Source organism: Nonomuraea sediminis (assembly GCF_018531495.1).
Taxonomy (GTDB): Bacteria; Actinomycetota; Actinomycetes; order Streptosporangiales; family Streptosporangiaceae; genus Nonomuraea; species Nonomuraea sediminis.
Genome location: NZ_JAHDTI010000001.1, coordinates 1,050,138 through 1,062,722, shown reverse-complemented (window position 1 = coordinate 1,062,722; position 12,585 = coordinate 1,050,138). Strand labels below are relative to the sequence as shown.

Genomic DNA, 12,585 nt, shown 5'->3' with positions numbered 1-12,585 from the left:
CACGAAGCGCCGCCACAAGCCAGCCCCACCCACGAGAAAACCCCGACAAGCCACGCAAGACGGGCGCTTGAGGCATCCCGAAGCGCGGTGGCTCGCCGTACTGCAAAGGCCCGCCGTGCCGCGGAGGCTCGCCGTACTGCAAAGGCCCGCCGTGCCGCGGAGGCCCGCCGTACCGGAGAGAGAGGGTGTATGGCTAGCGGGGGAGGAGGCGTTCCTCAGTGGAGTAGAGGCGGGCCTCGGCGCGGTCGAGGGCGAGGCGGAGGGCGCCGGTGATCGCGGCCTCCTCGCCGAGCGCCGAGGCGTGCAGCTCCGGCATGCTGAGGCAGCGCGGCGCCAGGTGCCGCGACAGCGCGGGCACGAACAGGTCGGGCGCCGCCGCGGGAGCCCCGCCAAGGACGAGGGCGCGCGGGTCGTAGGCCAGCACGATCGCGCTCAGCCCGGGCGCCGCGAGCGAGGCGAAGCGGTCGAACTCCGCCAGCGCCTCCGCGTCCCCGGCCCTGGCCGTGTCGATGAGCCGGGCGGCCAGCTCGCCATGGGACGTCCCGGTCAGCCCGGCGAAGCTGAGCGGATGGTCGCGCACCTGCGCCCAGCCCAGCTCGGGCACCCACCCCAGCTCGCCCGCCGCGCCCGTGGCCCCGCGGTGCAGCCGCCCGCGCAGCACGACCGCCGCCGCCGTGCTACGGCCGAGGCTCGCCCAGACCAGGTCGTCCACGCCGGCCGCGGCGCCGGTCCAGCGCTCGGCCAGCGCGGAGAGGTTGACGTCGTTCTCCACCGCGATCGGGCAGTCGAACAGCTCGCCCAGCTCGGCGGCCGGCGACAGGCCCGTCCACTCCGGCAGCACGCGGCACAGCCGGATGGCGCCGTCGTCGCCGACCAGGCCGGGCGTGCCGACGGCCACCGCGAGCAGCCCCGGCGGGGGAGTGCCGATCACGGTCCTGACCGCCTCGAGCCGCTCGGCGCGGGAGGCCGAGCGCGTGGTGCGCCGGCGGCGGGTCTCGCGCACGGTGCCGTCCAGGTCGGCGACCATGGCCGCGACGTGGTGGGCGCCGATCTCGACCGCCATGACCTGGCGGGCCTCGGCCAGGAACCTGAACGTGCGGGCCGGCCTGCCCAGGACGCCCTGACGCTGCTCGGGGGGCACCTCGCGGACCCAGCCGTCGGCGATGAGCGTCTCGAGCACGGCCTCGCCGGTGGAGCGGGACAGCCCGGTGAGCTCGAGGATGCGGCTCATGGTCAGCTCGCCCCGGCCGAGCAGGACGCGCATGGTCGCCACCTCGTTGAGGCGGCGCATCAGCATGGGGTCGGCGGTCCGCGGATTGGTCATAGTTCTTACGGATTCTAGCGGAAAGAAAGGCTCACCCGGGCCTGAAGACCAGGGCCAGCGAGCGCAGCGCGAGCACGAAGCCGACCAGCGTTGAGCGCGAGCATGAGCGGGGCGAGGAGGTCGACGTCCATGCTCAGGAGTTCTCGTCCCGGTCGCCGTCCGGCCGCAGCGCCTCCAGCATCCTGGCCTCCTCCTGGTCGATCCAGCGCATCGTGGTCTTGGTGAAGTGCTTGCCGTACCGGAAGAGCAGCTCGGGAGCGCCGAGCGTGGCGGCCTCCTCGGCCTCGGGCAGCCGGTCGCCCGGCAGCACCGCGTCGATCACCTTCTCGAACTGCGTGAAGATCCGCTTGCGCTCCTCGAGCAGGCGGCCGACCAGGTCGGGGCTGGCCGCGCCGGCGAAGAAGAGCTTGACCAGGTTCTCGTCGCGGATCTGCACGGGCGCAGACAGCGACTCCAGCCAGGCACGCAGCGCCGCCCGCCCGGCGTCGGTGATCTCCCAGCGCTGTCGCGAGCGCGGCCCCTCGGCCTCGCCCGCGGGCCTGATCAGGCCCTGCTCGGCCAGGTGGTGCAACTGGGGATAGAGCTGGCCGTTGCTGATGCCCCAGAACGCCTCCATCGAGCGCTTGGCCGCGCGCAGGATCTCGTAGCCGGTCTGCGCCTTCAGCGACAGGAACCCCAGGATCGCCCACGCCGTGGGGGTCAGGTCGGGCAGCTGATCGTCTTCCGCCATGCGGTCAGCCTAATGCGTCTGGCAGACATATACCTCTGGGTTGACTCTCCCAAGATCTCTTGACGTGTCCTGGATCGCGGACCAGCATCACCAGGACCGGAAAGGACGGTGATCGCGTGTCCCAGGCCGGCACGGCCTCCGCCCAGGGGCGGACCCCAGCGTGGCGCTACGCCGTCGGGATGTTCGGCACCTCCATCCCGATCAACATGATCAAGGGATCGATGATCCTCTTCTACGTCGACATCCTCGGGCTCGACGTCCGCGCCTACGGCGTGGTCATGGTGATCTACGCGGTCATCGACGCGCTCGACAACCCGCTGCTCGGTCATCTGTCCGACCGGACCAGGACCCGGTTCGGGCGACGCCGGCCGTGGCTGCTCGTCGGCGCGCCGATGCTCACGGCCTGCATGATCGCGTTCTTCTCCGCGCCGGCCTCTCTGCGGGGGATGAGCCTCGTGCTGTGGTTCGCGGTGTTCGCGATCCTGTGCGAGGCGTTCGACTCGATGCTCAACGCCAACTACGGCGCGCTGCTCCCCGAGCTGTACCCGCGGGAACGCGACCGCGCCGTCGCCAACAGCCTGCGCCAGGGCTTCCAACTGGTGGCGCTGGTGATCTCGCTCGCGGTCACCCCGTTGCTCACGACGCAGGTGTTCGGCACCGAGAAGTCCACCCACGGCTTCCAGGTCACGGCGATCATCTATGGCGCGGTCGCGCTCGTCGTGATCGTGTTCATGGCGCTCAGCGCGCGCGAGAACCCCCGCTACTCCACGCGCGAGCGGCCGCCGCTGCTGCCGAGCGTGTGGTCGATCGTGCGCAACCCGATGTTCTGGACGGTCGGGCTCACCGGCGCCTGCTACGGGATAGCCATGGCGCTCGTGCTCGCGGGCATCCAGTTGTACGTCCGCTACTCGCTCGGGCTCCCCGTCGGGAACGCCCTCTACCTGCAGGGGATCGTCATCCTCATCTCGGCGGGCGGCCTCGCGGTGTGGACGCGCGTGGTCGCCCGCCGCGGTGCCCTGTGGGCCTGGCGGCTCGCCTTCCCGCTCCTCGCGGTCAGCTTCGCGGCCCTGTTCTTCGCCACCGACCTCATCACCGCGATCGCCGCGGGGGTGCTCGTCGGGGTCGGGTGGTCGGGGATGCTCGCGACGAACGACCTCATCGTCGCCCGGGTGCTCGACGCCGACGCGGCGCGTAACGGGGAGCATCGCGAAGGGCTCTTCCTGTCCGCGTTCGGCTTCTTCACCCGGCTCAACGGGATCGTGACCGGACTCGCGCTCACCTCGCTGGGCGTCTTCTTCGGCTACAACTCGGGCAACGATCCCGGAGCCGACCCAGGACTCGCGTTCCGGATGTACTTATGCGCCTACCCGTTCGTGCTCACGACGATCGGCGCGGTCGCGGCACGACTGATCTCGGTCCCGATCGAAACACCGCCCGAGGCGGCCGAGCCGGAGCCGGCGGAGGGACCCCGATGACCCGTCGCCTCGTGATCACAGCCGACGATCTCGGCAGGGAACCCGGATCGACGGAGGTCATCCTCGCCCTGCTCGCCGAGCGACACGTCAGCGCGACGACGCTCATCTGCGTCTCACCGGCCGCGGAGCGGGCCGCGAAGCAGGTCATGGCGCTCGGCGTCGTCCCGCGGCTGCACGTGACGCTCACGAGCGAGCGCGGGCTCCCGCGCTGGCGCCCTCTCGACGGTACGGCGAGCCTCGTCGATCCGGACGGGACGCTCAGTGACGATCCGTTCGTTCTCGGAGCCCGCGGCGAGACCGCGGACGTCATGCGCGAGGCTGACGCGCAACTGCGGTGGATGCACGAGCACGGCCTCATGCCTGCGGCGGCCGACTCCCATTCCGGCACCCTGTACGGCCTGCACGGCAGATCGTGGCTCGCGGAGGCGCTCCAGTGGTGTGCCCGCCACCGCCTCGCCTTCCGGCTGCCCCGCGACGCGCGGCCGTACTTCGGCGGGCCACTCCCAGCGCCACTCGCGGCGGCGCACGAGCAGGCTGTCGCCCTGGCCGACGAACTCGGCGTGGCCATCCCGCAGACGATCGCGACCAACCGGCGCGGCGCGCACGACCTCGGTGCCTACGAGCACCTGCGTGAGGATTACCTCCGCCGGCTCGCGGCTCTCCCCGAGGGCACGAGCGAGCTGTTCCTTCACCCGTCTCGTGCGGACGCGATCACCGGACCGGACGGCATCGTGCGGATCTGGGAGACGCGGCTGCTGCGTGACCCGGTGTGGCACGACGCGCTCGAGAGCGAGGGCGTCGAGGTCGTCAGAGGCTGGTGGCCCTGACCTCATGAGCCGGCCGCCGGTCACAGCCGCTGCTGAGCATCGCCGGCCCTGTCAATGATCTCGCTCATCGCGCTGCCCGGCTGACCTAAAAGCGTTGATCTGGTGTTTTTGCCCAACGTTTAGCTGGATGTCAAACTCAGGTTAACTGCGATCTTTACGTTTCTTGAGGCTGAGGATCAAGCGCAGGGAGACCGACATGGAGATTCCCCCCGCAGTCCGGGCACGTGGGATCACCAAGGCCTTCAGTGAGGTACTGGCACTGGAGGGCGTCGACCTGGACGTGGCGGGCGGGCAGGTCCACGGGCTGGTCGGGCCCAATGGCGCGGGAAAGACCACGCTCCTGGGGCTGCTGCTGGGCCTGGCGGTCGCCGACAACGGCAGCCTGGAGATCCTGGGCACGCCGGTCGGGCGGACGCCGGCCGTACCCGACGGCGTCGCGGGCTTCGTGGACGGACCCGGGCTGTACCCCTCGCTCACCGCCCGCCAGAACCTCGCGGCCCTGGCCTCGCTGCGCCGCCACGACGCGGTGAGCACCGTCGACGTGGGCGAGGCGCTGGAGCAGGTAGGGCTCACCGACGTCGCCGACGACCGGGTCCGCGGCTTCTCGCTGGGCATGCGCCAGCGACTCGGGCTGGCCGCCGCGCTGCTCACCCGGCCGAGGCTGCTCGTCCTGGACGAACCGGCCAACGGCCTCGACCCCGCCGGCAAGCGGCACGTGCACCGTGTCATCACCGAGCTGGCCGCGGACGGGGCCGCGGTGGTCCTGTCCAGCCACCGGATGGACGACCTGGCCGCGCTGTGCTCGGAGGTGACGATCCTCGCCACCGGGCGGGCCGTGTTCTCCGGGCCGGTGAGCAAGCTGGCCGCGGAGAGCGGCGATCTGGACTACCGGCTGGTCACCACCGACCCCGAGGCCGCCAAGCGGCTGGCGGGGGAGACGCCCGGGCTCCGCGTGGTGCCCGGCCCTGACGGCCGCCGGACGGACGCCGAGCTCGTCGTGCATGGACCGGCACCCGCCCTGGACGAGCTGGTCGTCCGGCTGGTAGGGGCCGGGGTGGCGCTCCGCGAACTGGGACCGGTGGTGCCGCCGCTTGAGGCCGCCTTCCTGTCTCTGACGGAACAGCCTGCGGACTTATCCCAACAAACCGGTCAGGAGGAGTCGCGATGACCGCGGCCTTAGCCGAACCCCGGGCCGCTGCCCGCCCCGCGCCCGTCCTGAACGGCTACCGGTTCGAACTGGTCAAACTCCTGTCCCAGTGGCGGATCCGCCTGCTGCTCGCGGTCTGCTGGCTCGGCCCGGCGGCCTTCGCGGCCGTGGTGAGCCTGCAGAGCTCGCTCCCCACCGACACGGTCTTCGGCCGCTGGATGAACGCGACCGGCTGGGCCGGATCCCTGGTCGTGCTGGACTTCTCCTGCACCTGGGCGCTCCCGCTGCTGACCTCGCTGGTCGCCGGCGACGTCTTCGCGGTGGAGGACCGGCTCGGCACGTGGCGCCACCTGCTGGTGGCGGTACGCTCCCCGCGCCGGATCTTCGTGGCCAAGAGCCTGGCCAGCCTCACCGTGATCCTGCTGCTGGTGGCCGGGCTGACCGCCTCGGGCATCGCCGGCGGCCTGGCCGCGGTCGGCAACGGGCAGCTTGTCGGCCTGGACGGCCACCTCATCCTCCCGGCGGACGCGGCAAGCACGGTCCTGCTCGCCTGGGCCTGCGCGCTGGCGCCCACGCTCGCCTTCGCCGCGGTCGGACTCCTCGGCTCGATCGTCCTGGGACGTTCCCCGATGGGCCTGCTGGTGCCCGCGCTGCTGGCCTTGGTGCTCCAGCTCGCGCAACTGCTTCCCTTGCCGGCGGCCGTACGGCTGGCCCTGCCGAGCGAGGGCTTCCTGGCCTGGCGCGGGCTCTTCACCTCCCCGGCGCAGACAGGACCCCTCCTCATCGGCCTGCTGGTGAGCCTGGCCTGGACGGTCACCGCCACCGCGCTCGCCTACCGGCTGTTCCTGCGCCGCGACTTCACCGACCTGACCTACGACGGGTCGGCCAGGAACATCCTGGCGGGGGTCCTGCCGGTGGCCGCGCTGGTCGTGGTCGCCTACGGCGTGATCGCCGTGGCGACCCCGGCCACGGGCTCGGGGATCGAGAAGACGAAGGTGCAGGACTCGCTCGCCACGGCATTCGCCCACCTCTACCGGCTGCAGACGCGCGAGCTGCACCGCCCCGACGTCACCGAGGCGCAGCTGCAGGCGTCGGCCTCCTGTGACAAGGGCGGCTCGCGGGTCCTGGACGAGGACGCGGGCAACGACTGGCGGTGCGTGGTCTCCTGGCATCTGCCCGGCGCCACCGCCCTCGGCAGCGCCATCTACCAGCTCGACATCACCTCTGACGGCCGCTACATCGCCGACGGCGACGGCCCCAAGGAGGTCAACGGCTATTTCCAGGTACGCACCCCAGCCGGGGACGCGCCCAACCCCCTGTGGCAGTTCGACGTGAACCTCGACCTGCTACGAGCACGCTGAAGGGCGGATGATCCGTGCACGTCACGCGCAATCGCATCACCAAGAACTCCCGACGTTTATTAGCGTGGCGCTCCGGCCGCCGAGTCCGCATGGCGGTCGCGGGCACCGTGGCCCTCGCCGTCACCGGCGGCGGCATCGCCTACGCCTCCACCGAGGTGTTCGACTCCCAGCAGGTCGGATCCACGTACAAGAACGGCCTGCAACTCGCCAGCGACCAGACCATCGCGTCGATCGGCAGCCGGCTGCTCGTGGAGAACGGCAAGCTGCTCGCCTCGACCATCAGCCCGGACGGCCGCTTCCTCGCGGCGCTCACCAACGACCGCTCGATCGCGCTGACCATCGTCGACCTGCAGAGCTACAAGGTGCTGCAGCAGGCGGGCACCGCTGCCACCGCCGGAGTGCGCATCTCCAACGACAACGTCGGCCAGGAGGGCCCCGCCTACTCCCCGGACGGCAAGACCCTGTGGCTGCCGCAGATCAACGGCTTCAACCGCTTCCCGGTCAACGCCGACGGGACCCTCGGCGCGCCGACGTTCATCACCATCGCCGCGCAGGGCGCCAAGCGGGCGCTGCCCGCCCAGGCGATCTTCTCTGCTGACGGTAAGACCGTGTACGCCGCCGTCAACGGCCAGAACCGCGTCGTGGCCATGGACGCGGCGAGCGGCGCGATCCAGCGGAGCTGGACGGTGGGCACCGCGCCGCGCGGCCTGGCACTGGTCGGCGACAAGCTGTACGTCAGCAACGAGGGCGGCCGGCCGGCCAACCCCGGCGAGACGACCATGAACTCCTACGGCACGCAGGTGCCGGCCAACCCGGTCACCGGAGCGACGACCACCGGCACCGTGAGCGTGATCAACGTCGCCGACCCGGCCGCCGCGGTCGCCTCCATCGACGTGGGCCTCCACCCGACCGCGCTGCACGCCGCCGGCGGTGCCCTGTTCGTCACCAACACCTTCGACGACCAGGTCTCGGTCATCGACACCGCCAGTGACAAGGTCGTCCAGACGATCGCCACCCAGCCGTGGCCGCAGTCCAAGGTCGGCTACGCCCCCAACGGCGTGACCCTGACCAAGGACGGTCACCTGCTGGTCACGCTCGGCCGGGCCAACGCGGTCGCCGTCTACCGCTACACCAGCCCGCAGGAGCCGGTCAGCTACATCGGCCTGCTCCCGACGGACTACTACCCGGAGGAGGTGACCACCGTCGGCGACGACGTGATCGTCACCAACCTCCGCGGCATCGGCGAGCGCGGCCCGACCCGCACCATCGACAAGGGACCGGGCACCACCCCGGCCACCGGCCACAACACCCACGACTCCACCGGCTCGCTGCTCCGCTTCAAGCTGCCGGCCGACCAGGTGATCGCCAGGTCCACGGCCACGGTCTTCACCCAGAACGGCTGGGGCAGGCACGACGTCAAGCAGGCCGAGGGAAACAAGCAGCACGCCGTACCCGTCCCCAAGCGCCTGGGCGACCCCTCGACCATCAAGCACGTCTTCCTGCTGGTCAAGGAGAACCGCACCTACGACCAGGTGTTCGGCGACGACCCGCGCGGCAACGGCGACCCGTCGCTGGCGCAGTTCGGCCAGAAGGTCACGCCGAACCAGCACGCCCTGGCCCGCCAGTTCGGCCTCTACGACAACACCTACGACATCGGCACCAACTCCGCCGAGGGCCACAACTGGCTGATGCAGGCCGACAACCCGGAGTACACCGAGTCCAGCGCCGGGTTGTACCAGCGCAGCTACGACACAGAGGACGACGCGCTGGGTCACCAGCGGACCGGCTTCCTGTGGACCGGCGCCCAGGCCGCGGGCAAGACTGCCCGCAACTTCGGCGAGTTCACCATGTTCGAGACCGTTCCTCCCGGCGCGACGTGGCAGCAGTTCTACTGCGACGCCAAGAACATGGCGACCACCGGCCAGGACACCGCCATGAAGACCGACACCCAGTCGCCGATCCCGTCGCTCAACGCGATCACGGTGCACGCGTATCCGAAGTACGACCTGAACATCCCCGACATCTACCGGTACGAGATCTGGAAGCGCGACTTCCAGGCCAACGGCCCCGCCAACCTCAACATGTTCTGGCTCTCCAGCGACCACACCGGCGGGCCGCCGAACTCGGTGGCAGGTGTCGCCGACAACGACCTGGCCGTCGGCAAGATCGTCGACACCATCTCGCACAGCCCGTACTGGAAGGACTCCGCGATCTTCGTGATCGAGGACGACACGCAGAACGGCGTCGACCACGTCGACGGCGCGCGCGGGCCCGTGCAGATCATCAGCCCCTGGGCCCAGCACGGCAAGGTGGACAGCCACTACTACACGCAGATCACCATGATCCGCACCATCGAGCAGATCCTCGGGATCCAGCCGATGAACCAGAAGGACAGCGCCGCCACTCCGATGAGCCGGGCCTTCACCCACAAGCCCGACTTCACCCCGTACTCCGTGGTGCCCAACCAGGTGCCGCTCACCGACGGCCTGGCCACCCCGCCGGCCTGTGGCAACGACAACCCGGGCGGGAACGCCACGGCCTCGGCGACCACCACGGCCTCGACGGTGTCCTCCGACAAGCAGGACGCCATCGACAAGTGGACCGCCTGGCAGAAGGACCAGCGCTTCACCGGGAAGAACGCGATCCCCGACTACGCCAGCCCCGCGCTCATGGACCACTTCACCTGGTACCAGGCGCACAACTGGGACACCCCCTACCCGGGTGAGGTCAGGATCCTCACCCCGGTCGAGGTGCCCGGCGGCTTCCTGCCGTCGTCCGAGCGCGACGGCTGACCGCCAAGACCGACCTCCGCCATCCCGCGGAGGTCGGTCGAATCCCGGCCGACGCGTTGGCACCACGTCTCCAGTGATCGTCTAATCTTTCGGGGGTGGCGAACACGTCTGAGGATCTCGCATTGCCCGCTGCCCTGGCGGAGGTGGCTGAGGTCGGCTTCGAGTGGGAATGGGACGAGGACGCCGACGAAGCCCGCGGCTGCGACTTCGAGCCCTACGCGCAGTTCGAGGAGCCCGGCAGGACGGCATGGTGGTTCCGCCTGTGGACCGGCAACCAAGAGGTCGACGGCAGCGAGTTCCGCTTCTTCGGCACGACCGGGGCGGGTGACTACACCGGGTTCTGGCTGGTACGGCCCGATGCGGCGATCACTGACCAGCCCGTCGTCTACATCGGGTCCGAGGGTGAGCGTGGTGTGATCGCCCGCGATCTCGGTGACCTCCTCTGGCTGTTCGCCGCCGGTCTGGGCCCTGCCGAGGCCTTCGACGACCCCGACTCCTCCGTAGAGCCGAACGAGGCCTTCACCGCCATCGCCGAGCGACACGCACCCGGCCGCCGCCGTTCCCCCACCCAGATCGTGGCTGCCGCACGAGCAGAGTTCCCGCATTTCTCGGATCTCATCGACGCGATGTGCCGCTGAGCGGGATCTCGGCGACCGGTACGAGTCGGAGGGCCCCTGTCCTGTCGTCGATCACCCTCCGGGGCAGTGGTTGGTGCCGCCGCTGTAGGCGGCGCAGTAGCCGGACGGGAGCGGCTCGGGCGGTCGGTGCCGGTTGGCGTAGTAGGCGTCCATGCTGACGAGAGTCAGGACCGCAAGGATCGAGCACGTGGCGATCAGTCCATAGATCCATACGGCCACGCGGCGGCGGATGATGATGGCCGTGAGGGTCGCCAGCGCCGGCCCCGCCACCACGACGATCGCAAGTGTCCTTACGTAGGCCGCGGTCTGCCGCTCGTCGACCGGTCCGCCGAGGGCTGCTCCGAGCCCTTGGGCGATGAGCGCCTGGATCAACCACACCGATGCGAGAGGCCACGCGAAGGTCAGGATGACGAGGATGCCATCCCCCCATGCCCGTCGTCTGTCCCCGACAACCGTCCCCATGATCGAAAGTGTGTGCTCCGCGCACTGCGGTGACCAGCAGCGTTGTGCATCAACACGGACACGGCATGACATCGGACCGGTCTGGCAGGTCGCGGTCATGGCGAGCAGGCGTCGGCGACCCTGAGGAGCTCAAGGGCGAAAGCACCCTTCACGCGCGGGACGTGATCGTTTCCCCCGGTCCGGATGTGACCCGCCGGTGCGTCCACGAGAGGCCTCGAACGACGTGGATGAAACGAGAGACCACGACGACGGCAGCGGCGAGCGCGCCTGTGGCAGCCCAGACATACAGCGCGAGCCACACGTAGGTGATCAGCTCCAGCGTGCCCACCCTGTGCATCACGAGCTCGCTCAGGTCCGCGAGGCCGAAAAAGAACACGATCGGCACCGCGTACGGAATCAGCCTCACGATCACCCGCCAGGCAGCGCGGCCCTCGCGTCGGCGGGCCCAACGGCGGGCACGGCAGACCCCCAGGACACCGAGTCCGAGGTTGAGCACGGTCAGGCCGGCCAGCCAGAGGTCCGCGGTCATGGTGAAGGGCGCCGCTCCCGCGTCGGGGCGGCCCTCAACGATGTCGATCAGGCCGTTGGTGATGAGGAGCGCGTCGTCGCCGGAGATCATCCCTGTGTTGGTGACGACGGCGATGCCGTACTTGCTCTCGGGCAGGAGTGTCTGCGCGGAGTTGTGGGTGAGCAGCCAGCCGGTGTGCTGAAGCTGGGGCGCCCCGCCCTCGGTCTTCCCCGCGTACCAGCCCATGCCGTACCCGCTGCCGGCCACGCCGGACGGGGTCTGGGCGGTCTTCAAGATCTTTTCGGGCAGGGTACGGCCGGCGCCGTTCTGTGCGATCAGCCATTTGGCCAGATCCTCGGCGGTGCTGACAACTCCGAAGGAGCCATTGAGGAACCATTTCGGATGGGGGCGCTCGATGACCTGGCCGTAGGCTCGGATGTAACCCGCACCCTGGCCGGGGAGATCCCCGGTGGTGTTCACGGTCGTGGTGTGCGTCATGCCGAGCGGCCGGAACACGGCGGCGGCCATGTAGTCGGCGAACGGCACTCCTGCCACCACCTCGACGAGTCGCGCCGCGACGGCGTAGTTGGGGTTGTGGTAGGCCATCCTGGTGCCGGGCTCGGTGGACAGCCGGGCGGTTCGCAGCATCCCGACGGCGTCCTTGAGCGTGTCCGGTGCGGGGAGCGTCAACTCCGGGAAGCTCTGGTCGCTCATCCCCGAGGTCTGCTGGAGCAACTGGCGCACGGTGATCTTCGCGGCGCGCGGGTCGGCCATGGTGAATTCGGGGAGATAGGTCCGTACGGGAGCATCCAAGCTGATCTTGCGCTGATCGGCGAGACGAAGCACCGCGACGGCCGTGAACGACTTGGAGAGCGAGGCGAGCGGCATCGGAGTGCCCTTCGTGATCGTCTCACCGCCGGCCGTGTGGCCATAACCCGCGACATGAACGACTTGGTCGCCCTTGGTGACGGCGATCATGGCGCCGGGCAGATGGGTCCGTTCGACATAGTCACGCAGGTAGCCGTCGATCACGCTCGGACTCAGGTCCCTGGTCCGCGGCGTCGCCGCCGAAGCCTGCGCCGCCGTCATCCCCGTCGCCAGCAGCACACCAGCCAGGCTGGCCATCGCCGCAACCTTCCGCATCTTCAGTGGGTTCCTTCCGAGGTCTCCGCTTACCGGGAGCCAAACGGTAGAAGTCCACACAGGTACGGCACAGCGCACTATCGTCTAGCTCGCACCCTGACTTTCGTCAGGTGGCCATCCTCAGCTGAACAGCGGGTCCGGGCGAGTGCGGGTGGTCAGGACAGGTCCCAGGAGCGCA

General features: G+C 69.9%; 10 protein-coding genes. 6 read left to right on the top strand and 4 right to left on the bottom strand.

What is annotated here, in order from left to right; all coding sequences use genetic code 11:
* Positions 1 to 193 precede the first annotated feature (193 nt).
* A complete protein-coding gene (locus KIK09_RS04965; protein ID WP_214317408.1) occupies positions 194 to 1,324 on the bottom strand; it encodes an ROK family transcriptional regulator in 1,131 nt (376 codons plus the stop codon).
* Between the two features lie 133 nt (positions 1,325 to 1,457).
* Positions 1,458 to 2,054, bottom strand: a complete 597-nt coding sequence (locus tag KIK09_RS04960) for a PadR family transcriptional regulator (RefSeq protein ID WP_214317407.1) — start codon at positions 2,052 to 2,054, stop codon at positions 1,458 to 1,460.
* A 116-nt stretch (positions 2,055 to 2,170) separates the two neighbouring features.
* Between KIK09_RS04960 and KIK09_RS04955 the strand changes: the two genes are divergently transcribed.
* The 6 genes from KIK09_RS04955 (at position 2,171) to KIK09_RS04930 (ending at position 10,294) form a co-directional block, all read left to right on the top strand.
* Positions 2,171 to 3,529 (top strand): MFS transporter, encoded by a 1,359-nt coding sequence (locus KIK09_RS04955; protein ID WP_214317406.1) that lies wholly within the window; start codon positions 2,171 to 2,173, stop codon positions 3,527 to 3,529.
* Complete coding sequence (locus KIK09_RS04950; RefSeq protein ID WP_214317405.1) at positions 3,526 to 4,356, top strand: carbohydrate deacetylase; 831 nt, start codon at positions 3,526 to 3,528, stop codon at positions 4,354 to 4,356. The genes KIK09_RS04955 and KIK09_RS04950 overlap by 4 nt, the downstream gene beginning before the upstream one ends.
* Positions 4,357 to 4,552: 196 nt before the next feature.
* Complete coding sequence (locus KIK09_RS04945) at positions 4,553 to 5,524, top strand: ABC transporter ATP-binding protein (protein WP_214317404.1); 972 nt, start codon at positions 4,553 to 4,555, stop codon at positions 5,522 to 5,524.
* Positions 5,521 to 6,864 carry an ABC-2 transporter permease family protein gene (locus tag KIK09_RS04940; protein WP_214317403.1) on the top strand — a complete coding sequence of 448 codons (1,344 nt, stop codon included), beginning with the start codon at positions 5,521 to 5,523 and terminating at the stop codon, positions 6,862 to 6,864. Before KIK09_RS04945 ends, KIK09_RS04940 begins: the two co-directional genes overlap by 4 nt.
* Positions 6,865 to 6,953: 89 nt before the next feature.
* Positions 6,954 to 9,656: a bifunctional YncE family protein/alkaline phosphatase family protein gene (locus KIK09_RS04935; RefSeq protein WP_214317402.1), complete on the top strand. Its 2,703-nt coding sequence runs from the start codon at positions 6,954 to 6,956 to the stop codon at positions 9,654 to 9,656.
* Positions 9,657 to 9,751: 95 nt separating this feature from the next.
* Positions 9,752 to 10,294 (top strand): SMI1/KNR4 family protein, encoded by a 543-nt coding sequence (locus tag KIK09_RS04930; RefSeq protein WP_308163922.1) that lies wholly within the window; start codon positions 9,752 to 9,754, stop codon positions 10,292 to 10,294.
* A gap of 51 nt (positions 10,295 to 10,345) precedes the next feature.
* On the opposite strand, the gene KIK09_RS04925 is transcribed toward KIK09_RS04930, so the two are convergent.
* Both KIK09_RS04925 and KIK09_RS04920 read right to left on the bottom strand, forming a co-directional pair.
* Positions 10,346 to 10,756, bottom strand: coding sequence for a DUF6234 family protein (locus tag KIK09_RS04925; RefSeq protein WP_214317401.1), 411 nt, complete (start codon positions 10,754 to 10,756; stop codon positions 10,346 to 10,348).
* Positions 10,757 to 10,904: 148 nt separating this feature from the next.
* Positions 10,905 to 12,389 carry a serine hydrolase domain-containing protein gene (locus KIK09_RS04920; protein WP_214317400.1) on the bottom strand — a complete coding sequence of 495 codons (1,485 nt, stop codon included), beginning with the start codon at positions 12,387 to 12,389 and terminating at the stop codon, positions 10,905 to 10,907.
* Between the last annotated feature and the right edge of the window lie 196 nt (positions 12,390 to 12,585).